Raw genomic sequence first — 21990 nt, 5'->3', positions numbered from 1 at the left:
CGGCGCCCGGGAGGTATCCCGACACCGTAGCAATTACGGAGCTCAAAAGAGGAAACAATGGCTGACTTCAATAATTACCAGAACCGCATGGCGCAGAACCGTGCACAGACTGGTGCGATGATCGATGAAGGTCTTCGCGCCTACATGCTCAAGGTTTACAACCTTATGGCGCTGGCTCTGGTCATCACCGGTGTTGCAGCGTTCGGCTTCGCAATGCTTGCCACGACGACTGATCCCGCAGCAGCGGTTGCAACGCTGCCGAATGGCAAGATGCTGACCTCGCTGGGCGCGCTTGTTTATGCGTCGCCGCTGCGCTGGGTCGTCATGCTGGCTCCGCTCGGACTGGTTTTCTTCCTTAGCTTCCGTATTCAGAACATGAGCGTTTCCGCCGCTCAGACGACCTTCTGGGTTTACGCTGCTCTGATGGGCGTGTCGCTGTCGTCGATCTTCCTGCGATATACTGAAGGAAGCATCGTGCAGACGTTCTTCGTGACCGCCGCCTCGTTCGGCGCGCTCTCGCTCTACGGTTATACGACGAAGAAGGATCTTTCCGGTTTCGGTTCATTCCTGATCATGGGTCTGTTCGGCCTGATCATTGCCTCCATCGTCAATATCTTCCTTGGTTCCGGCGCCCTGCAGTTCGCGATCTCCGCGATCGGCGTGCTGATCTTCGCAGGCCTCACCGCCTACGACACCCAGAAGATCAAGGAAATGTATTTCGATGCTGACGATGTCGCCGTCGCCGGCCGCAAGGCCATCATGGGCGCACTGACGCTCTACCTCGACTTCATCAACCTCTTCACCTTCCTCCTGCAGTTCCTCGGAAATCGCAACGACTAAGGTTAGGGATTCGATTGCCAGACATGCGAAAGGCGGCCCTTCGGCCGCCTTTTTATTTGCAAAGATTTGTCACCCTTATCCGCCAGAGGCATGCAGTCCGCTTCTGCGAAAGGTCATTCGATGAGTTTCAGAACCTTGTCGAAAACCTTCAGAACCTGCGGCAATTCATGGCCACGTTTCAGAATGCGGCCATCCGTATTCACCACGCAATAGGCCCCCTGCTTGGCCGCCAGCTTAGGGTTTTTCTCGATCCTGAAAAGCGGCATTTCACCTGACCGCTTGAAGACGGAAAACACCGCCTTTTCCTTCAGGTGATCAATGGCGTAGTCACGCCACTCGCCCTCTCCCACCATGCGGCCATAGATGCGCAGGATCGCATCCAGCTCGCGCCGGTGAAAGGTGACAGGCAAAGGGTCCTTGTTCTTCTTATATTCCCGGAGATCGATAACGGTGGAATTGTCACGTGAAGCGGTCTGCACCTGCTGCACATCCGGTTGATCGGTCATCCAATACCTCCGACTCCACCCAAATCATCCATGTAGTGTGAGCCTGAGGGGGCGAAATTGCAAGTCTTTGCACTATCGTGACGCACAGGACCGGCAATTCCGGGAAAGGTTTCACAGGCCTCGAACTGCAGCCGATCCAGAAGGCTCCAGCACGGAATGGCGCCCGATCCATCCCTCTGGAGTGACTGCCGACGGCAAAAGCAGAGGTTAAAAATGGTAACCATTTAGGCAGCCATTTTCACATGGCCTGCCGTATTTCGGTCAAACCATGGCCCGAATTGGATGGAATAGTCCTATTGTCAATTGATGCCTAGGCACCAAGATGACCCGGTCCGGTGCATTGACCCTTTACCCCCAGCCCCCAATGCCCGGACCGGATCTTCCATCGCCCGACAGGCGATCAGGGGGTTTCATTTCCAAGCAGAATACTTGCACCCACGATTGCCGCAGGATCACCGCCGGCATTAGCCGTCTGCAAAAGCACAGCGCAGCCGCCCTTTTTCACCTTTGCCACCACACTCGCCGGAAGCTTCACCGTCATCGGTGACCCATCCCACATGCCGACGGTCTGCACATCATAGACGCTGTGCCAGTAGGACATTTTTTTCCCCTGGTTTTCGCCCTTCTGCACATCGACGGTCTGCTCGCGGGTGAAATACGCCACGACGACGTCGGCCTTGCCGCTGCCGGCGCCAATATCGATTTCCACCTCGTCACCGGCAAATTTCGACGAGACCGGCACATTCAGGCCTTTGCCCTCGCGCTTGAATGCATCAAGCCTGTCATAGATACCGCGCACATCCGCTCCCTTGACGTGGTCGCGGCCGTTCAGAATGGCCTGCGGCGTATAGACCCCGTTGCGACCGAGTGCGCGCATATAGCCATATTGCCGATCAGTATTTTCCTTCGATGCCAGCGAATCCGTCCAGCCCAGATAGTTCCAGTAATCGACATGGTAGGAAAGACCGACGACATCACCCTTCTGGATCATCTTGCGCAAAGCTTCATCCGCCGGCGGGCATGAGGCACATCCCTGCGATGTGAACAATTCGACGACGCCCTTCACGGCCTCCTGCGCCTGCGCGGAGGTGACGAGAAACGTGCCGAGAAGACATATCGACAGGGGGAATTTAAGCGGCATTACAAAAACCTTTGTCCGGAAGAGATCCAGACGAATTGATGCGATCAATCCTGCCGGGATGCAAACCGGAAAATAACGTCTATTGCCCTTCAATAGAAAGTCACGAAGGGGTGAGCGACAATCACAAAAAAAGAGAGTTGAAACGGAAAGACGCCGGGATTCCTCCCGGCGCCTTCGATTGTCAAAGCTTTACGCGGCCAGATCGCGAAGTACGGTCTGCAGAATGCCGCCATTATTCATGTAGATCACCTCATCAAGCGTATCGATGCGGCAGAGAAGCGGAACGTCCTTCACTGTACCGTCGCTGTAGGTAATCTTGGCGATCTTCTTTTCACGCGGCTTGATTTCACCTTCGAGACCATCGATCTCAACGATTTCGTCACCCTTGAGATCGAGGCTCGCCCAGGTCGTGCCTTCCTCGAAGACGAAGGGCACGACACCCATACCCACGAGGTTCGAACGGTGGATACGTTCGAAGGATTGCGCGATGACAGCCTTGACGCCGAGCAGGTTGGTCCCCTTCGCCGCCCAGTCGCGGGACGAGCCGTTACCATATTCGACACCGGCGAAGATAACGAGCGGAACGCCTTCCGCCTTGTATTTCATCGCGGCGTCATAGATCGACATCTCTTCCTTGGACGGATAGTGGATGGTGTAACCACCTTCCTTGCCGTTCGGGCCGAGCATGTGGTTGCGGATGCGGATATTGGCGAAGGTGCCGCGCATCATCACTTCATGGTTGCCACGGCGCGTGCCGTACTGGTTGAAGTCGGCCACGGCAACGCCGTGCTCCGTCAGATAGGCGCCAGCAGGCGAAGCAGCCTTGATCGAACCGGCCGGAGAAATATGGTCGGTGGTGATCTTGTCGCCGAAGAGACCGAGGACTCGCGCGCCCTTGATGTTCTTGAGGCCGGTGCCCTTTTTGCCCATGCCGACGAAATAGGGCGGGTTTTGAACATAGGTAGACTTGTCGTCCCAGGCATAAGTCTGGCCCGGCGGAACCTGAACGGCCTGCCAGTTCGCGTCACCCTTGAACACGTCAGCATACTTGGTTTCGTAGAGCTCACGGGTGACGTATTTCAGGATGAATTCCTGGATTTCCTTGGAGGTCGGCCAGATATCCTTGAGATAGACCGGGTTGCCGTTCTGGTCGTCGCCGATCGGCTCCTTGGTCAGATCCTTCTGGACCGTGCCGGCAAGCGCATAGGCCACGACGAGCGGCGGCGAGGCCAGATAGTTCGCCTGCACGTCAGGCGAGATGCGGCCTTCGAAGTTGCGGTTACCAGAGAGAACGCCTGATGTGATCAGGCCCTTGTCGTTGATCGTCTTGGAGATCGCAGGCGGCAGCGGACCGGAGTTACCGATGCAGGTCGTGCAGCCGAAGCCGACGAGGTTGAAGCCGATCGCATCGAGATCCTTCTGCAGACCGGACTTGTCGAGATATTCGGCAACAACCTGCGATCCCGGTGCCAGCGAGGTCTTCACCCACGGCTTGGACTTCAGCCCCTTGGCGACAGCGTTGCGGGCGAGAAGGCCGGCGGCGATGAGAACCGAGGGGTTGGAGGTGTTCGTGCAGGAGGTGATGGCGGCAATCGCCACATCGCCGTGACCGAGATCAAAAGCTTCGCCTTCGACAGCATAGCGGCTGGTGAGTTGGCCGGGCTTCTTGTAGTCGTTCTCGAGAGCCGTCGCGAAATTCGGTGCGATGGTTTCGAGCGGCAGGCGGCCTTCCGGGCGCTTCGGACCGGCCATGGAGGGCACGACGTCGCCGAGATCGAGTTCCAGCGTGTCGGTGAAGACGAGGTCGGAACCATCGCCGGTGCGCCACATGTCCTGCGCCTTGGAATAGGCTTCGACGAGCGCGATACGATCCTTGGTGCGGCCGGACATGGTCAGGTAGTTGATGGTCTCACCGTCAACCGGGAAGAAGCCGCAGGTCGCGCCATATTCCGGGCCCATATTGCCGATGGTCGCACGGTCGGCCAGAGACATCGAATCAAGGCCGGGGCCGAAGAATTCGACGAACTTCGAAACCACGCCCTTCTTGCGCAGCATCTGCACAACGGTCAGAACGAGGTCGGTCGCGGTGACGCCTTCCTTCACCTTGCCGGTCAGCTTGAAGCCGATGACCTCAGGCAGAAGCATGGAAACCGGCTGGCCGAGCATGGCAGCTTCAGCCTCGATACCACCGACACCCCAGCCGAGAACACCGAGACCATTGATCATCGTTGTATGCGAATCCGTACCGACGCAGGTATCCGGATAAGCGATCGTCTCGCCATCCTCTTCCTTCGTCCAGACGGTCTGGCCAAGATATTCGAGGTTGACCTGGTGACAGATGCCGGTGCCGGGCGGAACCACGCGGAAGTTCTTGAACGCCTGCTGGCCCCACTTCAGGAAGCGGTAACGCTCGCCGTTGCGTTCATATTCCAGTTCAACGTTGCGGGCGAAGGCGCTCGGCGTGCCGAATTCATCGACGATAACAGAGTGGTCAATGACGAGATCGACGGGAACCAGCGGGTTGATCTTTTCCGGATCGCCGCCAAGAGCCTTGATACCGTCGCGCATGGCGGCAAGGTCAACCACGGCGGGAACACCGGTGAAGTCCTGCATGAGAACGCGGGCGGGGCGGTAGGCGATTTCGGTTTCGGTCAGGCCCTTGTTACCAAGCCATTCGGAAACCGCAAGGATATGTTCCTTGGTGACGGACTGGCCGTCCTCGAAACGCAGCAGGTTTTCGAGCAGAACCTTCATGGAATAGGGCAGCTTGGAAACGCCCCTCAGGCCATTGGCTTCAGCCTTGGGAAGGCTGAAATAGACGTAATCCTTACCGTCAACGGTAAGGACGGAACGACATTTGAAACTGTCGAGTGATTTGGGCATGGATAAAAACCCCGCTTACACTGATAGCCAACACGTTCGTGCGGACACCTATGCACTCATGCACATCAGGATGCGGGTACGACCATTTCCGCTGTCCGCACGTGAAAATTGCTCCTCGCAATCGTCAAGTCCGGCGCAAGATGATGTTCACGCCGGCCGCTGGCGTGTTGACACCCATATAGATAATTTCAGACAAACGTGCCAGACCATTCAACCAAGCTAATCGATTTTTTTATCGAGACGACGAAATCTGAAACGGAACCGCAGCATGGATTTGACGGCGGAAAATCTTGGCGTGCGACGCGGCGAAGATTTCATATTCATGAATATTTCCTTCAAGTTAAGCGACGGACAGGCGCTGGTGCTGACCGGGCGCAACGGCTCGGGAAAATCCACGCTGCTGCGCACGGTGGCCGGTCTTCTGCGGCCCGAGCAGGGACGGATGAGGATAGCCGGCGAAGGAATTGAGCCGGATATGCGTCCTTCGGAGGCCTGCCATTATCTCGGCCATCGCAATGCCATGAAAACCGAACTGACCGTTTCGGAAAACCTGCGCTTCTGGAAGGATTTCCTCGGCGACTTTGCCGGCGGTACGAGCATGGCGATTGATGAGGCAGCGGAGATCGTCGGCCTTGCCGGCATTACCCACCTGCCCTTCGGTTATCTCTCCGCCGGCCAGCAGCGGCGGTTTGCCATGGCGAAGCTTTTGATTGCATGGCGACCGGTGTGGATTCTCGATGAGCCGACCGCGGCGCTTGATAAGGCTGCGGACGGGATGTTTACCGCTCTCGTGAAAAACCATCTGGGGAAAGGCGGGATCGTCCTGGCGGCGACTCATCAATCCCTTGGGTTGGAAAATGCGCGGGAATTGCAGATGACGGGGTTTGCTGGGGTGGAGGCTTGGGCATGAGGGTGATGTACGCGTGGCATACCCCCCTCTGCCCTGCCGGGCATCTCCCCCTCAAGGGGGGAGATCGATCTGCGGCCAGGTTTCGCCCATCTCGAAGTTTGCGGATGGAGCGGCGAAAGTGCCTCCTGCCGATCTCCCCCCTTGAGGGGGAGATGACCGGCAGGGCAGAGGGGGGTAACCCCGCGAACACGAGGCCCTACCAATGACCGCCCTCTTCCTCCGCGATATAAAACTCTCCATCCGCGCCGGCGGCGGCGCGCTGATCGGCGTGCTGTTCTTCATGACGGTGGTTGCCGTTATCCCCTTCGGCGTCGGCCCAGATCTCAACCTGCTTGCCCGCATCGGCCCCGCCATCGTCTGGATCGGCGCGCTGCTATCAGCCCTTCTCGGCCTCGACCGGCTGTTTCAGGCCGAACGGGATGACGGCTCCCTCGATCTGATCCTGATGCAGGAAAACCCGCTTGTCCTGACCGTCTTCGTGAAATGCCTGGCGCACTGGGTCACGACCGGCCTGCCGCTGGTGCTTGCCTCGCCGCTGCTCGGCCTGTTCATGAACATGGACGAGGTGGCGATCGGCGCCGTCATGCTGACCCTTCTCGTTGGCTCACCCGCCATCACCTTCATCGGCGCGGTGGGCGCGGCGGTTGCCGTTGCCCTGCCACGCGGTGGCCTTCTGGTCTCCATCCTCGTCCTGCCGCTCGCCATTCCCGTCCTGATCTTCGGCGTCAGCGCTTCCTATGCAGCCGTGCAGGACCCGGCGCCCTTTATGCCGCCATTCCTTATTCTTGGCGCGATCACGTTATTTTCAGCCGTGACCGGCCCTTTCTTTGCCGCTTTGGCATTGCGCAATGTTATGGATTGATGAAGCACCGATTGACAGGGATCAATTGCGGGACGGCCATTCTCGGGTTACACAAACGGCATGAACGAGCAGACCTTCACCATCACCAAATTCAGTGATCTCGCCAACCCCACGCGGTTCCTGGCGCTGGCGGCACGCATTCTGCCCTGGCTCGCTGTTCTGACAGCGCTGGTGCTGGCCATAGGCCTCTATCTGTCCTTTACGACCGAGGGCGATTATCAGCAGGGTTACACCGTGCGCATCATGTATGTGCACGTCCCCTCGGCGTGGCTGGCCATGATGTGTTATACGGTCATGGCGATCTCCGCGATCGGCACCCTCGTCTGGCGTCACCCGCTCGCGGATGTCAGCCATAAGGCCGCCGCCCCCATCGGCGCCGCCTTCACGCTCATCGCACTCATCACCGGCTCGCTCTGGGGCAAACCCATGTGGGGAACCTGGTGGGTATGGGACGCTCGGCTGACCTCCGTCTTCGTGCTTTTCCTGATGTATCTCGGGCTCATCGCACTCAATCGGGCCATGGACGACCCCTCCAGAGCCGCCCGTGTCAGCGCCGTGCTGATCCTCGTCGGTTTCGTGAATATCCCCATCATCAAATTTTCGGTCGAGTGGTGGAATACGCTTCACCAGCCGGCAAGCGTCATCCGCATGGGCGGTTCCGCCATCGATGCGGAATTTCTCTGGCCGCTTCTGACGATGGCCATCGGGTTCACGCTGCTGTTCTTCACCCTGCATATCGCCGCCATGCGTAATGAAATCTGGCGCCGGCGTGTCGCCGCGCAACGGCGGCTTGCCGCCCGCATGGCGAACCGGGAGGGCTGAGGGAATGACACACGCCTTTTATATCGGAATGTCCTATGCGGCGACGGGCCTTGTCGTTCTCTGTCTCATCGCCTGGGTCGTCGTGGACGGTCAGGCGCGCAAACGGGAACTGAAGGAACTGGAGGCCTCCGGTGTGCGCCGCAGGGTAAGAGCCGGTTCCGCAGGTGACGCGCAATGACGCAGGCCAACCACGACGACACCAAAGCCAAAACGACGGGCCGCGCACGTTATGCGCTGGCGCTTCTCCCGTTGCTGCTGTTTGGCGGTTTCGCCCTCATCGCTGGCAAGATGCTTTACGATCAGGATGTGAACGGACTTGACATCAGCGCCATTCCCTCGGCGCTTATCGGCACTAAGGCACCCGCCCTGTCACTGCCGCCGCTGGAGGGCTCGAACCTTCCGGCGCTGACCGATACCGCCATCAAAGGCAAGCTGACGCTGGTCAACGTCTTCGCTTCCTGGTGCATTCCCTGCCGGCAGGAGCATCCGCTGCTTCAGGAGTTGGCGAAGGACGACCGCATCACCGTCGTCGGCATCAATTACAAGGACAAGCAGGATAATGCGCTGCGCTTCCTCGGTGAACTCGGTAATCCCTTTGCTGCGATAGGCGTCGATCCGAACGGCAAGGCTGCGATTGACTGGGGTGTCTATGGCATTCCCGAAAGTTATCTGGTCGGGGCGGACGGCACGATCCTCTATAAAAAGGTCGGCCCCTTCGATGCCCGCAGCGTCGAACGGGACCTGCTGCCAGCGATCGCGGCCGCAGCGGGGAAATAACCCGCTCCGCAAGGTATCACCCCTTGGTAACGACCCTCAGCGACGGGCCTTCAGCCGGCAGACGCATACCTTCCAGCACGACTTGGTCGCGACCGCCATGTTTTGCGGCATAAAGACTGTCATCGGCACGCTTGATGGCGTCGTGGATGGAATGATCCCCCCTTGCGACGGCCGAGACACCGAAACTCGCGGTGATCTGGCTGGTTACACCCCGGTTGCGCCAATCGAGCGACGAAAGACCTGTCCGCATGCCATTGGCCAACTGGCCGGCTGCGGCGGCTGTCTGGCCGGGCAGGAAGACAACGAATTCCTCACCGCCAAAGCGCGCCACCAGCGCATCCCCGGGTGCGTTTCGTCTGAGAAGATCGGAAAGGCCGATGAGCACGATATCACCGGCCGCATGGCCATAGACGTCGTTGATGCGCTTGAAATGATCTATGTCGCAGGCGATGACCGCACCCTCAGGCGTATCGTTGCGAAAATCGGGAACACGCCGGTCGAAGCCGCGGCGGTTCAGCACGTCAGTCAAAGGGTCATGTTCCGCCGCATGCAGATGACGGTCGACGGTGACGGAAATCTGGCTCGCGAGCACGGAAAGCGCAAGCAGGAAGCCGAAAATGCTCGCGGCGAGCTGCATGTAGAAGGCATAATCCGACTCGAAGAATTCGCTGAGCTCTATCATTGAGCCCCCCGGCGTCATCACCAGCAGCATGCCGATGCGCACCAGCGTTTCCATTACCACAAGACAGGCAATTCCCACCATCAGCCTGTCGGCGAGCGCGACGGGGCGCTTTCGCACGAGCCAGACCGGGATCGCGAGCAAAAGGGCGCAGACGAGATCACCGATGACGAGCTCGCGCTTCAGATCCGGCGTGATGAAAACATGGAAAGAGACCAGCAACACCGCAACCACGACGATCGACAATCGGGCCACGGTATAAAGCGGCCGGTCAAAATGGGTAAGCAGCGCGTGCCCATAGAGGAAGAAGGCGGAGAAGAACAACAGGTTCGAAAGGATCGCCTGGACTTCGAAAGGCAGGCCACCGAGCACCAGAGGCGTCGCAAAACCAAAGGCCGCCGAAAGATATCCGATACCCCAATAGCGGGCAGAAGCGTGACCGATCCTCTGCAGGAACAGGAACACCACGCCGAATGTCAGCATGATGAAGGGGAGAAGATAGGCGAAATTATCTTGCAACGGGTTCTGCCAGGAAGAGACGGGTCTTTGAACCCTAACGATACCGCAATGCCCTTAAGAAAGCCTGCATGTCTCGCGCAGTTTCAGCCCATCCCGGCCAAAATCCCGGCAGCTGCGTTCACATTTGCGGGAGCGCGTTCTGCCATTCCTTGATTGCCTCCACGGGCCAGACCAGCATGACGACGTTCAGCGTCAGATTATCGCGGATCAGCCAGCCGGTGAAGATTTCGAAGAAGATGGCGATCACAACCGTCAGCCACACCGGCACGCGGGCGGCGAAGAGGAAACCCAGCACCATAAAAACCGTGTCCATCGCCGAGTTCAGGATGCTGTCGCCGGTGTAACCCAGGGCCATGGTCGCGGTGCGGTAACGATCGATGATGAGGGGCGAGTTTTCAAGGATTTCCCATGCCGCTTCCACCAGAACCGCAAGTGACAGCCGCATGGAAAGCGGTTGGTTGCGAAAGAGCAGCCAGGCGAACCAGTAGAACAGGAAGCCGTGAATGATATGCGAGGGCGTATACCAGTCGGCCAGATGCTGGGAATTGCCCGGTGTGTTCACGCCCGGCTCGAACAACTTCACATAACCGCATTCGCAGATCGGAATGCGGCCCATGGCGTAGAGGATGACGATCTGCAGAAGAAGCAGGCCGGCGGCCACGCCGAACCATTTAAGCGAGCGTGAACGGGAAGCCGACATCTCTGCAATTGTCATTTTTCGTCCTTGTTGAGCGGTTCCAGCGAGTGACGCATGACGAGCGGCATTTGCGCCATGGTGAAGATGATGGTGATCGGCATCGTGCCCCACACCTTGAAGGCGACCCAGGTGTCGGTGGTGAACATGCGCCACACAACCTCGTTCATCACCGCGAGGAAGAGGAAAAACACGCCCCAGCGCAGCGTCAGCTTGCGCCAGCCCTCATCCGTCAGCCTGAAGGCCGAATTGAAGACGTAACCCAGCAGCGATTGCCCGAAGAACAGGCCGCCCAGCAGAATGACGCCGAACAGCGTGTTGACGATGGTCGGCTTCATCTTGATGAAGGTGTCGTTCTGCAGCCACAAGGTCAGCGCGCCGAAGACGAACACCACGATGCCTGATATCAGCGGCATGATCGGCAGTTTCCGCGTCAGCACCCATGAAACCGAAAGCGCGAGCGCCGTTGCGATCATGAACAGGCCGGTGGCGATGAAGATCGGCCCGCCGAATTCGGTCAGCACGGGGAAAGTCGACGCCAACCACTCGCCGCGGGAGTTGGCGAAAAAGAACACCATAAGCGGGCCAAGCTCGAGCACGAATTTCAGGAGCGGGCTGATTTCCGCCACCATCTTTTCGCTTTCCTTGGAATTGCTTTCGATATCCATACTCAAACTCCCGCAATGGCCTTGGCGAAATCTTCCGCCTCGAAGGGCTCCAGATCGTCCACACCTTCACCCACACCGATGAAATAAACCGGCAGCTTGTGTTTGGCGGCAATGGCAACGAGGATACCGCCCCGCGCCGTGCCATCCAATTTTGTCATAATCAGGCCCGAAACACCCGCGACATTGCGGAATATTTCCACCTGGTTCAGGGCGTTCTGGCCGGTCGTCGCATCCAGCGTCTGAAGCACGGTGTGCGGCGCATCCGGATCGAGCTTGCCGAGCACCCGCACGATCTTTTCCAGCTCCGCCATCAGTTCCGTTTTGTTTTGCAGACGGCCGGCCGTATCGATGATGAGCACATCGCTTTTCTGCGCCCGCGCCTGCTCATAGGCATCATAGGCAAGCCCCGCCGCATCCGCGCCGAGCTTGGTGCCGATGAATTGCGACCCGGTGCGATCGGCCCAGATCTTGAGCTGTTCGATAGCCGCTGCGCGGAAGGTATCGCCTGCCGCAAGCATGACCTTGAGGCCTGATCCAGAGAGCTTGGCGGCAAGCTTGCCGATGGTCGTCGTCTTGCCCGTGCCGTTCACGCCGACGACAAGAATGACATGCGGCTTGTGCGAAAGATCGAGTTCAAGCGGTTTGGCGACAGGCTTCAGGACCTTGGTGATCTCACCCGCCATGATGCGCGCCACATCTTCGCCGCTGACATCCTTGCCGTAACGCTCTGAAGACAGGGCGCCGGTGATGCGCATGGCGGTCTCGACACCCAGATCCGACTGGATGAGAAGGTCTTCCAGCTCGTCGAGCGTATCCTCATCCAGCTTGCGTTTGGTGAAGAGCGCCGAAATCTGCGTGGTAAGCTGGGATGATGTGCGCGCAAGCCCGGCGCGCAGACGCTGAAACCATGTCAGTTTTACCTGAGGTGCGGCAGGGGCAGGCTCCTGCCGTTCGCTGGCCGACGAAAAACCCTTGGGCAAAGCGGGCGGAACGGCGGAGGGTTCGACCGCGCTCGCAGCCTCGGCCTCTTCGAGAAGCGCATCCATCGCATCCGCATCGAGCACGGCATCCACGGCTTCCGGCAAAGGTTCGGCCTGCTCTTCGGCAGCGGCTTCCGCCTGCAGCAGCGACAGCGGCACGATGCCCATATCGCCGGAAAGCTCGGCGCCGGGCAGCAGCGGCGCGTCCTCTTCTTCATCCTCTTCGGAAGGGACCGCATCCACAACATCGTCCGGAGCCGGGCCGCCGGCCGTCTCCATCTCCAGATCGGAAACCGGGTCCTTGTCGACAGGGTCATGCGCTTGCGCGTCGCTCAGCGCCGCTTCGAAGGAGGCATTTTCATTGCCGCGTTCGGGCGCGGCATCCTCTTGCGGCCGGTCGTCCGTTTCGGCCTTGTCCCTGCCGAACGAAAAGACTTTTTTGATGAAGCCGAGGGCCATGGTCGTTCCCGTGTCTTTTCTCTTTAGCCGCCTCAGGCCGCATCCGCCGCCAGAAGCTTCATGTTCAGATGTTTGCCGTTGTGGCCGGTAATCGCAACCTGCGCAAGAGTACGCGCAAGAAGATCAGGCGCCGCGACCAGCGTGAAATTGTCGGTATGGGCAAAACCGTTGTTTTCGACGAGGATCGTCTGCATCGAACCGACCATACCTTGCAGATGCGTGAGCCGCAGCGCTTCTCCGCGTTCACGAAGCCTCGCCGCCCGCTCCTTCACCAGCGCGCGGTCGAGCTGCGGCATACGAGCCGCCGGCGTGCCGGCACGGGGGCTGTAGGGAAATACATGCAGGCTGGAAATGCCGCATTCTTCCGCCAGCGTCGCGGCATTTTCAAACATCTCTTCCGTCTCGGTCGGAAAACCGGCGATCATATCCGCGCCGAAGGCGATCTCCGGCCGCAGCGCCCGCACTTCGTGACAGAAACGAACGGCATCGGCCCGTGAATGGCGGCGTTTCATGCGTTTCAGGATCATGTCGTCGCCATGCTGGAGGGACAGGTGCAGATGCGGCATGAAACGCGGCTCATCGGCAATCAGATCCATGAGATGATGATCGGCCTCGATACTATCGATGGAGGAAAGACGCAGGCGCAGAATATCCGGCACCTGCTTCAGCAATGTCTTGGCAAGATAACCAAGCGACGGCTCGCCGGGCAGGTCAGCGCCATAGCTGGTCGCATCCACCCCGGTCAGCACGATTTCGCAATAGCCGCTTTCCGTCAGCCTGCGCGCCTGATCCACCACCGCACCCATGGGCACGGAGCGCGAATTGCCGCGCCCATAAGGAATGATGCAGAAGGTGCATCGATGATCGCAGCCATTCTGTACCTGAATGAAGGCACGCACATGCCCGTCTATGTGCTTGACCATCTGCGGCGCTGTCGCCTTGATGCTCATGATATCGTTGACGCGCAGCTTTTCTTCCGCCGAAACGCCGAAATCCGGCAGCGCGCGATAGGAGGCGCTTTTCAGCTTTTCCTCATTACCCAGCACCGCATCCACCTCGGGCATTTCGGCAAAGGTCTGTTTTTCCGTCTGTGCGGCACAGCCGGTAACAATGATGCGTGCATGCGGATTGTCGCGCCGTGCGCGGCGGATGGCTTGGCGCGCCTGACGCACCGCTTCGCCCGTCACCGCACAGGTATTGACCAGCACGGCATTGTTGAGCCCGGCTTTTTCGGCCTCCGCCCGCATCACTTCCGATTCATAGGTGTTGAGACGACAGCCGAAGGTTATGACCTCGACGCCGCTCATACAGCCCCTCGCTCCACCGCATCGCGCGCCCAGGCGCCGGTGGTAGGATCGACGGAACCGGACCATTCCCATTCGGCCGGACCGGTCATGATGACGTGATTGTCCTCACGCCATTCGATGGTCAGCGGCACGCGGATGGGGCTGGAGGCGACATCGATGGTGACCTTTCGGCCGGTACGGCCGGTGCGGGCGGCGGAAACGGCTGATGCGCAGGCGGCCGAACCGCAGGCGAGTGTCAGCCCTGCGCCGCGTTCCCATGTGCGGGTGCGAAGCGCGCTGTCGGAAATCACCTGCGCCAGCGTGATATTGGCCTTCTCCGGAAATATCGGATGGTTTTCGAGCAGCGGCCCGAAACGTTCGAGATCGAATTCCATTGGATCACGATCCACCCAGAAGATCGCGTGCGGATTGCCCATGGACATCACAGCAGGCGAATGCAGGATCGGCGCATCGATCGGGCCAATCTGCAATTCGATGCGGCTGGTATCGTGAAATTCCTCCGAAAGCGGAATGTCGCTCCAGCGGAACCGCGGCAGGCCCATATCGACTGATATCATGCCATCTTCATGCTCGACGGCGTTCAGAATGCCCGCCACCGTCTGGAAGGTGAAGCTGCTCTTGCCCGTTTCGGAAGACAGCGCCTGCACCACGCAGCGCGTGCCATTGCCGCAGGCCTGCGCCTTCGTGCCGTCGCAATTGAGAATGTCGATGAAGGCATCCGTGCCGCCAACACGCGGATCGTGGATCGCCATGATCTGGTCGAACTGTGTGGCAGCATCGGCGTTCAGCGCAATCGCCGCCTCCGGCGTGACCATATCTTTACGGCCGCGCATGTCGATAACGAGGATCTTGTTGCCAAGCCCGTTCATCTTCGCAAATTCGACCGTATCCGCCATCGCCTTAAACCTGAAAACTGTCTGAAAACCGGTTTGCATTCGGGATTTGCCCCGCGCTTTCGCCCTATATGGCGGAAAGACCGGCAAATTACCAGACTGTTGCGGCGCAAACGGGGCCGCGGTCAGACGGAAGGCACGTCGAAAACTTCACCGGGACGCATTGGCCGGAAACGGCTTTCGTCGACCCCCTGCTCCGTCAACGCAACCTTGAGGGCCGCAAGCGGCGCATCCACGGCCTCGTCCGTCAACTGTACTGTCCCCCAATGGTGCCCGCAAACATGCGCCGCGCCGCAAAGCTTCATTCCTTCCACGGCTTCCGCCGGGTTCTGGTGCTGGCCCTTCATGAACCAGCGGGGCTCATAAGCGCCGAAAGGCAGGTTGGCGAGACGGAACTCACCGTGCTTCTTGCGCGCGGCGTGATAATTGAGGCCCTCGTGGAAGCCGGTATCGCCGATATGGTAGATTTTACCGCCTGGCGTTTCGATGACGAAGGCGGCCCAGAGCGCCATGCGTCGGTCGTTAAGACCGCGGGCCGACCAGTGGTGGCACGGTTCGAAATGAATTTTCACCGAACCTGTCTCCACCACATCGCCCCAATCACCCACCTTGATACGCGCCGCCTCGACACTGGTGCGAATAATCGCGTCATTACCAAGCGGCGTGATGAAAAGCGGCTTGTGCGCCACATGCAGGCGCTTCAACGTTTCCATATCCAGATGGTCGTAGTGATTATGCGTCACCAGCACCAGATCGATGGGCGGCAGATCCTCGAAGCGGATGCCTGGCGGATTGACCCGTTTGGGACCGGCGAAACTGAAAGGGCTGGTGCGCTGCGACCACACCGGATCGACGAGAATATTCAAACCCGCCGTCTGGATGAGAAACGAAGCATGGCCGATGAAGGTGACGCGCATGTCCCTGCCGTCGATCCGGGCTTCCGGTTTTGCGAAGGGAAATGGGCTCGGATAGCTTTCCGGCCATCTGGCGCGCTCGCCATTGAAGCGCCATTTCAGCAGACCCATGAAATTGCCGGGCGGCGAACCGCCGGGGTTAAAGAAGCGCACCCCGTCGAAATGATCGGAGATCGGGCCGCTATAATAGGCGCTGGCGCTCGAACGGCGGGCGTAAAGCCCGCCGCCCGCCAGAGCGAGCAGGCCAAGAGCGGAAAAACGAAAAAATTTTCGACGGTTCATGACAAATGTATAGGGAGCGAAAGAGGGTCGTTCAAGCACCGTCAATGGCGGCCAACGGCCAATCACGCAAAGATGAAATACAGGCTTTCGCGCCTGAAAACCGGCGCCGCCTTGACTTTTGCAGCGCTTTCCTGTTTATCGCCGCCAATCAGCTGGCAGTTTCATGACTCCAAGCCGCCGACCGGGACCCGCAAAGGTATAAAGAGATCCCGGAGGTCAACACCCGACAGCGCGATGCGCCCTCGGGTGCTTTTTGGCTTTGCGTCTTGTTTTTGGCAGCGAAAGCACCGACGTTTCGGAGACCCCGGAACGAAGAAGGAAGAAACGATGTTTGAAAACCTCCAGGACCGCCTTGGTTCCATTCTGAATGGACTGACCGGCCGTGGCGCGCTGACGGAAGCCGATGTTGCCGCCGCCCTGCGCGAGGTTCGCCGTGCGCTTCTGGAAGCGGACGTTGCGCTGGAAGTCGTGCGTTCCTTCACCGACAAGGTGCGTGAAAAGGCTGTCGGCGCAGCCGTTCTGAAATCCATCAAGCCCGGCCAGATGGTCGTCAAGATCGTGCATGACGAACTTGTCGAGATGCTCGGCACCGAAGGCGTCTCGATCGACCTGCATGCGGCCGCCCCCGTCGTCATCATGATGGTGGGTCTGCAGGGTTCGGGCAAGACCACGACCACAGGCAAGATCGCCAAGCGCCTGACCGACCGCGACAAGAAGAAGGTGCTGATGGCATCTCTCGACACGCGCCGTCCGGCCGCGCAGGAACAGCTTCGCCAGCTCGGCGTGCAGACTGGTGTGGACACGCTGCCGATCATCGCCGGCCAGTCGCCGACCGATATCGCCGCGCGCGCCGTGCAGGCTGCCAAGCTCGGCGGCCATGACGTCGTCATTCTCGACACCGCAGGCCGCACCCATATCGACGAACCCTTGATGCTGGAAATGGCCGACATCAAGAAGAAGTCCAACCCGCATGAAATCCTGCTGGTCGCGGATTCGCTGACCGGTCAGGACGCCGTCAACCTTGCGCGCAACTTCGATGAGCGCGTCGGCATCACCGGCCTCGTACTGACCCGTATGGACGGCGACGGACGCGGCGGTGCGGCCCTTTCCATGCGCGCCGTCACCGGCAAGCCGATCAAGCTGATCGGTATTGGCGAGCGCATGAACGAACTCGACGAGTTCCATCCGCGCCGTATCGCCGACCGTATTCTCGGCATGGGCGACATCGTCTCGCTGGTCGAGAAGGCTGCCGAAAACATCGATGCGGAAAAAGCCCGTGCCATGGCCGAGAAGATGGCCAAGGGCAAATTCGACCTCAATGATCTCTCCGACCAGCTTGCCCAGATGAAGAAGATGGGCGGCATGGGCGGTATCATGGGGCTGATGCCCGGCATGGCCGGCATGAAGGACAAGATGGCTTCCGCTGGCCTCAACGACAAGATGTTCGACCGCCAGATCGCCATCATCTCGTCGATGACCAAGGCGGAACGCGCCAATCCCGATATTCTGAAGCACAGCCGCAAGAAGCGCATCGCCGCCGGTTCCGGCACCGATGCCGCTGAAATCAACAAGCTTCTGAAGATGCATCGCGGCATGGCCGACATGATGAAGGCCATGGGCGGCAAGGGCAAAGGCGGCATCATGAAGCAGATGATGGGCGGCCTTGCCGGCAAGATGGGCCTCGGTGGTCTTGGCGGCGGCATGCCTGATCTGTCGAACATCGATCCGAAGCAGCTTGAAGCGCTCCAGAAGCAGGCAGAAGCCGCCGGTCTCGGCAAGCCGGGCGGGATGCCCGGCCTCGGCGGCATGCCGGGCGGATTGCCGGGCCTTGGCGGCGCCAAGCTGCCAGGTCTTGGCGGCATGCCGGGCCTGCCCGGCTTTCCGAAAAAGAAGTGAGGGGGACACCAGTGAACAATGCAGAGGTGAAAGCCCAGCTTTCCGAATACCGCCAGTCGATCGACAATATCGATGCCGCACTGGTTCACATTCTTGCCGAACGTTTCCGCTGTACCAAGGCGGTGGGCGTGCTGAAGGCAAAATACAATTTGCCGCCGGCCGACCCGGCGCGCGAGGAATACCAGATTGAACGCCTTCGCCACCTGGCGAAGGATGCCAATCTGGATCCGGATTTCGCCGAGAAGTTCCTGAACTTCATCATCAAGGAAGTCATCCGGCATCATGAAGCAATCGCCGCCGAACATGGCGGCACCGAAAAGACCGCCTGAAAGGCGGACAAGCCATCCTAAGGAGTAAATGACATGGCACTTAAAATTCGTCTCGCACGCGGTGGTTCCAAGAAGCGCCCGTACTACCAGATCGTCGTTGCTGACGCCCGTTCGCCCCGCGACGGCCGTTTCCTCGAGAAGGTCGGTTCCTGGAACCCGATGCTTGCCAAGGACAACCCGCAGCGCATCGAGCTGAAGGCTGACCTCATCAAGGAATGGATCGCCAAGGGCGCACAGCCGACCGACCGCGTTCTGCGCTTCCTCGCAGAAGCCGGCCTTGCCGAGCGCGCCGCTCGCAGCAACCCGGAAAAGGCAAAGCCGGGCAAGCGCGCTCTGGAACGCGTTGCTGAAAAGAAGCAGAAGGCTGAAGATGCAGCCGCTGCTGCTGCGGAAGCCTCTGCCGCAGAATAATCTGCGCAGAATCTTTTGAAGAACGGGTGGCGTGGTTTTCCATGCCGCCCGTTTTTTGTTTATTTTGGCGTCAACAAACCTTAAAGCTGACGCAACCACCACCAGAAGACGGACGGCCCGATGGCAAAGCTGGAAAACCCGGTACTCATGGCAAAGATCGGCGGCGCGCAGGGCCTGCGCGGCGAAGTCCGTGTCAGCACCTATACGGCCGATCCGATGGCGCTCGGCGATTATGGCAATCTTGTCACCGCCGATGGCCGCGTCTTCGAAATTCTCGAGGTGCGCGAGGGCAAGAACGTTGTCGTCGTTCGTTTCAGGGGCATCAACGACCGTAATGCGGCCGAAAGCCTGAACGGGCTGGAACTGTTCATCGACCGCGATAATCTGCCCGACGACGAGCTTGACGATGACGAGTTTTATTATGCCGATCTCGAAGGGCTGGAAGCCGTTGATGCCGAAGGCAAAAGCTACGGCGCCGTCAGCGCCGTCTACGATTTCGGTGCGGGTGATCTGCTGGAACTGAAAGGTGCGGGCCGCCGACCCGCGCTCATTCCGTTTTCCGAATCTGCCGTACTTGAAATCGATCTGGAAGGCGGCCGTATTCTCATCGATCCCATGGCCGCCGGACTGATCGACAATCCGGACGACAAAGACGAAACCGGCTCGTCGCCTTTCGGCGAGAAATAAGCAATGACTTTCAAGGCTACGGTGCTGACTCTCTACCCGGAAATGTTCCCGGGGCATCTCCAATATTCGCTGGCGGGCAAGGCGCTGGAGCGCGAACAATGGTCGCTTGAGGCCGTGCAGATCCGCGAATTCGCCACCGACAAGCACAGAAGCGTCGATGATACGCCCGCAGGCGGTGGAGCGGGCATGGTGCTGAAACCCGACATTCTTGCTGCAGCCATCGACCATGTTTCGGATGGCGATACGCGACCGCGCCTGCTGATGAGCCCACGCGGCAAACCACTATCGCAGGACCGTGTGCGCGAACTGGCGGCGGGCGACGGTGCTATCATCGTATGCGGCCGTTTCGAAGGCGTCGATCAGCGGGTCATCGAAGCGCGCGGGCTGGAGGAAGTGTCGATCGGCGACTACATCCTCTCAGGCGGCGAGCCGGCCGCGCTGACGCTTCTGGACGCCATCGTCCGCATCCTGCCGGGCGTCATGGGCAACGATCTTTCCGGTGTGCATGAAAGCTTTGAGGGCGGTCTGCTGGAACATCCGCATTATACCCGCCCGCAGAACTGGGAGGGCCGCGATATTCCCGCCATCCTCACGTCAGGCAACCACGCTGCCATCGACAAATGGCGGCACGAACAGGCGCTGGCGCTGACGAAGGAAAGACGGCCAGACCTTCTTAAAAAGGCTCAGGCCGAGACGAAATAATAGGCCGTCAAGATCAGGCCGACCGCAATGACCAGCCAGCGAATGATCCATTGCGGCACACGCCTTGCCGTGTGCACGCCAGCATAGCCGCCAAGTGCGGCTGCCGGGAACATGATAAGCGCCGCCCACCAGGATACGACGCCGCCGCTGACGAAGATCGTAATCGCGATGATGGCGATCACCACCGACAGCAGGTTCTTCAGCGCATTCAGATGATGATAGCTGCCGCCTGAGGTTATCCCGAGGATGGCGAGCATCATGATACCCATACCGGCGCCGAAAAAACCGCCATAGATGGAAGCGAGCCCCTGAAAGACGAGGCTCGGCACGTTTCCGGGTGACCGCTCGGCACTCGCCTTCGGCCTGAGCCAAGGGCCGGCTGCGAAGACAGCGGTGGCAGACAGAAGCAACCATGGAACAAGCTGGCGAAAGGAAGGATTGTCAAGCGACAGCAGAAGCAGCGAGCCGGCCAGCCCGCCGACGACGGAAACGGCCGACAGCAGGATCGCCTCACGCCAATGCGCACGGATTTCCGGCCCATAGGCGATGACGGAGGTGATGTAGCCCGGAAACTGCACGATAGCCGAGGTGGCATTGGCAACAATGGGCGGCAGGCCGGCGAGCGTCATCGCTCCGAAGGTCAGGAAGGTGCCGCCGCCGGCAATGGCATTGACGACACCAGACAGAAAACCGGTCGCAAACAGCATGAGAACGATAAATATGGACATGGCCCCTCCCAAGGTTTTCATGCCATATCCGGCAGAAAGCCGCTTCGCAACTGCCGGAATGCGGAGCGCAATTGATAAAATATTGTCATGAAAGGGATGACAAACGGCGCTGCCTCGTGTATGTGCCCGCGTGGAATTGGGGTTTACCCCTTTAACCGCAAGCAAAGAATGGCGAACCCGCTCCTGCCGCAAGGCATGATCCCAAGGCTCTGACCGAAGGACGAACTGTTGAGCGCTCTGGCTGTTTCAGAAGAAATCAGAGGTTAACATGACCAATATCATTCAGCAGCTGGAAGCCGAACAGGCCGCCAAGATCGAAGCAAAGCGCACCCTGCCCGAGTTTTCTCCGGGCGACACCCTGCGCGTCAACGTGCGAGTTACCGAAGGTAACCGTACCCGCGTTCAGGCTTACGAAGGCGTTTGCATCGCCCGTTCCGGCGGTGGCCTTTCCGAAAGCTTCACCGTTCGCAAGATCTCCTACGGCGAAGGCGTCGAGCGCGTATTCCCGATCTACTCCCCGCTGGTCGAAGGCGTTGAAATCGTTCGCCGCGGTAAGGTTCGCCGCGCGAAGCTCTACTACCTGCGCGACCGTCGCGGCAAGGCTGCCCGTATCGTTGAAAACACCGGTACGCGCGCCCGCAAGCTGAACGAATCCGAGCGCCAGGCAGCAGCCGAAGAAAAGGCACGTCTGGAAGCCGAAAAGGTAGCAGCAGCACAGGCCCTCGCCGCCGAGAAGGCAGCAGCCGAAGCCGCAGAAGCCAAGGCAGCAGAAGAAGCAGCAAAGGCTGCTGAAACCGCAGCCGAATAAGATTTCCATTTCGATGGATTAAAGAAAAGGCGGCCTCTGGCCGCCTTTTTTGTGGTGTCCCGCTGCAAACCCAAAGCCGCAGACTGAGAATTCGCAAGCGACCTGGAACTATGCCGCAGGAGCGCTTTTAGGCAGCTTGGAAAATCGAAAGAAAACTCGCCATACTGCTCATCTGCCGCGCGCCCTTTCAGTCATTTTTCATGAAAGGGTGCAGAAATATTCCAATCAACTACAGATACTTACTTCATTTTTTCGTGTGGGTGTTTTAGCCCATCCTCGAATAGCATTGCCTA

Annotated in this window: 23 protein-coding genes; 12 read left to right on the top strand and 11 right to left on the bottom strand. The window is 59.3% G+C overall.

The features are described 5' to 3' along the window. The first annotated feature begins 57 nt into the window (after positions 1–57). Positions 58–840, top strand: coding sequence for a Bax inhibitor-1/YccA family protein (locus WDZ78_RS16190; RefSeq protein ID WP_020010842.1), 783 nt, complete (start codon positions 58–60; stop codon positions 838–840). 113 nt (positions 841–953) lie between these two features. Here the strand turns inward: WDZ78_RS16190 and WDZ78_RS16185 are convergent, their stop codons facing one another. The 3 genes from WDZ78_RS16185 to acnA all read right to left on the bottom strand — a co-directional run bounded on the left by WDZ78_RS16185 (position 954) and on the right by acnA (position 5370). Beyond that, positions 954–1346, bottom strand: coding sequence for a DUF2794 domain-containing protein (locus WDZ78_RS16185; protein ID WP_003523170.1), 393 nt, complete (start codon positions 1344–1346; stop codon positions 954–956). 400 nt (positions 1347–1746) lie between these two features. Continuing rightward, positions 1747–2487: a DUF1223 domain-containing protein gene (locus WDZ78_RS16180; protein ID WP_020010841.1), complete on the bottom strand. Its 741-nt coding sequence runs from the start codon at positions 2485–2487 to the stop codon at positions 1747–1749. 189 nt (positions 2488–2676) lie between these two features. After that, positions 2677–5370, bottom strand: coding sequence for an aconitate hydratase AcnA (gene acnA / locus WDZ78_RS16175; protein WP_425673584.1), 2694 nt, complete (start codon positions 5368–5370; stop codon positions 2677–2679). Between the two features lie 268 nt (positions 5371–5638). Between acnA and ccmA the strand changes: the two genes are divergently transcribed. The 5 genes from ccmA to WDZ78_RS16150 all read left to right on the top strand — a co-directional run bounded on the left by ccmA (position 5639) and on the right by WDZ78_RS16150 (position 8741). Then, positions 5639–6280 (top strand): heme ABC exporter ATP-binding protein CcmA, encoded by a 642-nt coding sequence (gene ccmA / locus WDZ78_RS16170; RefSeq protein WP_425673583.1) that lies wholly within the window; start codon positions 5639–5641, stop codon positions 6278–6280. A 202-nt stretch (positions 6281–6482) separates the two neighbouring features. Further along, positions 6483–7142 (top strand): heme exporter protein CcmB, encoded by a 660-nt coding sequence (ccmB, locus tag WDZ78_RS16165; protein ID WP_020010837.1) that lies wholly within the window; start codon positions 6483–6485, stop codon positions 7140–7142. A gap of 60 nt (positions 7143–7202) precedes the next feature. After that, positions 7203–7964 carry a heme ABC transporter permease gene (locus WDZ78_RS16160; protein ID WP_020010836.1) on the top strand — a complete coding sequence of 254 codons (762 nt, stop codon included), beginning with the start codon at positions 7203–7205 and terminating at the stop codon, positions 7962–7964. Positions 7965–7968: 4 nt separating this feature from the next. Continuing rightward, a complete protein-coding gene (gene ccmD / locus WDZ78_RS16155) occupies positions 7969–8142 on the top strand; it encodes a heme exporter protein CcmD (protein WP_020010835.1) in 174 nt (57 codons plus the stop codon). Continuing rightward, positions 8139–8741: a DsbE family thiol:disulfide interchange protein gene (locus WDZ78_RS16150; RefSeq protein WP_020010834.1), complete on the top strand. Its 603-nt coding sequence runs from the start codon at positions 8139–8141 to the stop codon at positions 8739–8741. Before ccmD ends, WDZ78_RS16150 begins: the two co-directional genes overlap by 4 nt. A gap of 16 nt (positions 8742–8757) precedes the next feature. Here the strand turns inward: WDZ78_RS16150 and WDZ78_RS16145 are convergent, their stop codons facing one another. The 7 genes from WDZ78_RS16145 to WDZ78_RS16115 form a co-directional block, all read right to left on the bottom strand. Beyond that, positions 8758–9939 (bottom strand): diguanylate cyclase, encoded by a 1182-nt coding sequence (locus WDZ78_RS16145; RefSeq protein WP_425673582.1) that lies wholly within the window; start codon positions 9937–9939, stop codon positions 8758–8760. 118 nt (positions 9940–10057) lie between these two features. Further along, positions 10058–10654 carry a DUF2585 domain-containing protein gene (locus WDZ78_RS16140; RefSeq protein ID WP_425673581.1) on the bottom strand — a complete coding sequence of 199 codons (597 nt, stop codon included), beginning with the start codon at positions 10652–10654 and terminating at the stop codon, positions 10058–10060. Further along, the gene (locus WDZ78_RS16135; protein ID WP_003505077.1) at positions 10651–11301 is read right to left on the bottom strand and encodes a septation protein A; all 651 of its coding nucleotides are present in this window, start codon (positions 11299–11301) and stop codon (positions 10651–10653) included. The genes WDZ78_RS16140 and WDZ78_RS16135 overlap by 4 nt, the downstream gene beginning before the upstream one ends. A gap of 2 nt (positions 11302–11303) precedes the next feature. Next, a complete protein-coding gene (gene ftsY, locus WDZ78_RS16130; protein WP_425673580.1) occupies positions 11304–12740 on the bottom strand; it encodes a signal recognition particle-docking protein FtsY in 1437 nt (478 codons plus the stop codon). Between the two features lie 32 nt (positions 12741–12772). Next, positions 12773–14047 carry a tRNA (N(6)-L-threonylcarbamoyladenosine(37)-C(2))-methylthiotransferase MtaB gene (gene mtaB, locus WDZ78_RS16125; RefSeq protein WP_425673579.1) on the bottom strand — a complete coding sequence of 425 codons (1275 nt, stop codon included), beginning with the start codon at positions 14045–14047 and terminating at the stop codon, positions 12773–12775. Further along, positions 14044–14943 (bottom strand): diaminopimelate epimerase, encoded by a 900-nt coding sequence (gene dapF / locus WDZ78_RS16120; protein WP_425673578.1) that lies wholly within the window; start codon positions 14941–14943, stop codon positions 14044–14046. The genes mtaB and dapF overlap by 4 nt, the downstream gene beginning before the upstream one ends. Positions 14944–15065: 122 nt before the next feature. After that, positions 15066–16136 (bottom strand): MBL fold metallo-hydrolase, encoded by a 1071-nt coding sequence (locus tag WDZ78_RS16115; protein ID WP_425673577.1) that lies wholly within the window; start codon positions 16134–16136, stop codon positions 15066–15068. 327 nt (positions 16137–16463) lie between these two features. Here WDZ78_RS16115 and ffh point away from each other — a divergent pair, with 327 nt between their 5' ends. From ffh to trmD, 5 genes are all read left to right on the top strand, one after another. Continuing rightward, a complete protein-coding gene (ffh, locus tag WDZ78_RS16110; RefSeq protein ID WP_425673576.1) occupies positions 16464–18032 on the top strand; it encodes a signal recognition particle protein in 1569 nt (522 codons plus the stop codon). A gap of 11 nt (positions 18033–18043) precedes the next feature. Continuing rightward, complete coding sequence (locus WDZ78_RS16105) at positions 18044–18361, top strand: chorismate mutase (protein ID WP_003520511.1); 318 nt, start codon at positions 18044–18046, stop codon at positions 18359–18361. 33 nt (positions 18362–18394) lie between these two features. Continuing rightward, entirely contained in the window at positions 18395–18772 is a 378-nt protein-coding gene (rpsP, locus tag WDZ78_RS16100) for a 30S ribosomal protein S16 (RefSeq protein WP_003505093.1), read from the top strand. A 120-nt stretch (positions 18773–18892) separates the two neighbouring features. Next, complete coding sequence (gene rimM / locus WDZ78_RS16095) at positions 18893–19459, top strand: ribosome maturation factor RimM (protein WP_425673575.1); 567 nt, start codon at positions 18893–18895, stop codon at positions 19457–19459. Positions 19460–19462: 3 nt separating this feature from the next. After that, positions 19463–20161 carry a tRNA (guanosine(37)-N1)-methyltransferase TrmD gene (trmD, locus tag WDZ78_RS16090; RefSeq protein ID WP_425673574.1) on the top strand — a complete coding sequence of 233 codons (699 nt, stop codon included), beginning with the start codon at positions 19463–19465 and terminating at the stop codon, positions 20159–20161. On the opposite strand, the gene WDZ78_RS16085 is transcribed toward trmD, so the two are convergent. After that, on the bottom strand, positions 20143–20889 hold the full coding sequence (locus tag WDZ78_RS16085; RefSeq protein ID WP_425673573.1) for a sulfite exporter TauE/SafE family protein: 747 nt from the start codon (positions 20887–20889) through the stop codon (positions 20143–20145). The genes trmD and WDZ78_RS16085 overlap by 19 nt on opposite strands. 268 nt (positions 20890–21157) lie before the next feature. Here WDZ78_RS16085 and rplS point away from each other — a divergent pair, with 268 nt between their 5' ends. After that, entirely contained in the window at positions 21158–21697 is a 540-nt protein-coding gene (gene rplS / locus WDZ78_RS16080; RefSeq protein WP_003505101.1) for a 50S ribosomal protein L19, read from the top strand. The last annotated feature ends 293 nt before the right edge of the window (positions 21698–21990 follow it).

The sequence above is a fragment of the Agrobacterium sp. M50-1 genome (assembly GCF_049843495.1).
GTDB lineage: Bacteria > Pseudomonadota > Alphaproteobacteria > Rhizobiales > Rhizobiaceae > Agrobacterium > Agrobacterium radiobacter.
The sequence above is the reverse complement of the archived record's forward strand: the minus strand, read 5'-3'. Positions and strand labels throughout refer to the sequence as shown.

Excerpts from the sequence above, each read along its gene's own strand:
- WDZ78_RS16190 (WP_020010842.1), top strand. The coding sequence starts at position 58 with ATGGCTGACTTCAATAATTACCAGAACCGCATGGCGCAGAACCGTGCA.
- WDZ78_RS16185 (WP_003523170.1), bottom strand. The coding sequence starts at position 1,346 with ATGACCGATCAACCGGATGTGCAGCAGGTGCAGACCGCTTCACGTGAC.
- WDZ78_RS16180 (WP_020010841.1), bottom strand. The coding sequence starts at position 2,487 with ATGCCGCTTAAATTCCCCCTGTCGATATGTCTTCTCGGCACGTTTCTC.
- acnA (WP_425673584.1), bottom strand. The coding sequence starts at position 5,370 with ATGCCCAAATCACTCGACAGTTTCAAATGTCGTTCCGTCCTTACCGTT.
- ccmA (WP_425673583.1), top strand. The coding sequence starts at position 5,639 with ATGGATTTGACGGCGGAAAATCTTGGCGTGCGACGCGGCGAAGATTTC.
- ccmB (WP_020010837.1), top strand. The coding sequence starts at position 6,483 with ATGACCGCCCTCTTCCTCCGCGATATAAAACTCTCCATCCGCGCCGGC.
- WDZ78_RS16160 (WP_020010836.1), top strand. The coding sequence starts at position 7,203 with ATGAACGAGCAGACCTTCACCATCACCAAATTCAGTGATCTCGCCAAC.
- ccmD (WP_020010835.1), top strand. The coding sequence starts at position 7,969 with ATGACACACGCCTTTTATATCGGAATGTCCTATGCGGCGACGGGCCTT.
- WDZ78_RS16150 (WP_020010834.1), top strand. The coding sequence starts at position 8,139 with ATGACGCAGGCCAACCACGACGACACCAAAGCCAAAACGACGGGCCGC.
- WDZ78_RS16140 (WP_425673581.1), bottom strand. The coding sequence starts at position 10,654 with ATGACAATTGCAGAGATGTCGGCTTCCCGTTCACGCTCGCTTAAATGG.
- WDZ78_RS16135 (WP_003505077.1), bottom strand. The coding sequence starts at position 11,301 with ATGGATATCGAAAGCAATTCCAAGGAAAGCGAAAAGATGGTGGCGGAA.
- ftsY (WP_425673580.1), bottom strand. The coding sequence starts at position 12,740 with ATGGCCCTCGGCTTCATCAAAAAAGTCTTTTCGTTCGGCAGGGACAAG.
- mtaB (WP_425673579.1), bottom strand. The coding sequence starts at position 14,047 with ATGAGCGGCGTCGAGGTCATAACCTTCGGCTGTCGTCTCAACACCTAT.
- dapF (WP_425673578.1), bottom strand. The coding sequence starts at position 14,943 with ATGGCGGATACGGTCGAATTTGCGAAGATGAACGGGCTTGGCAACAAG.
- WDZ78_RS16115 (WP_425673577.1), bottom strand. The coding sequence starts at position 16,136 with ATGAACCGTCGAAAATTTTTTCGTTTTTCCGCTCTTGGCCTGCTCGCT.
- ffh (WP_425673576.1), top strand. The coding sequence starts at position 16,464 with ATGTTTGAAAACCTCCAGGACCGCCTTGGTTCCATTCTGAATGGACTG.
- rpsP (WP_003505093.1), top strand. The coding sequence starts at position 18,395 with ATGGCACTTAAAATTCGTCTCGCACGCGGTGGTTCCAAGAAGCGCCCG.
- rimM (WP_425673575.1), top strand. The coding sequence starts at position 18,893 with ATGGCAAAGCTGGAAAACCCGGTACTCATGGCAAAGATCGGCGGCGCG.
- trmD (WP_425673574.1), top strand. The coding sequence starts at position 19,463 with ATGACTTTCAAGGCTACGGTGCTGACTCTCTACCCGGAAATGTTCCCG.
- WDZ78_RS16085 (WP_425673573.1), bottom strand. The coding sequence starts at position 20,889 with ATGTCCATATTTATCGTTCTCATGCTGTTTGCGACCGGTTTTCTGTCT.
- rplS (WP_003505101.1), top strand. The coding sequence starts at position 21,158 with ATGACCAATATCATTCAGCAGCTGGAAGCCGAACAGGCCGCCAAGATC.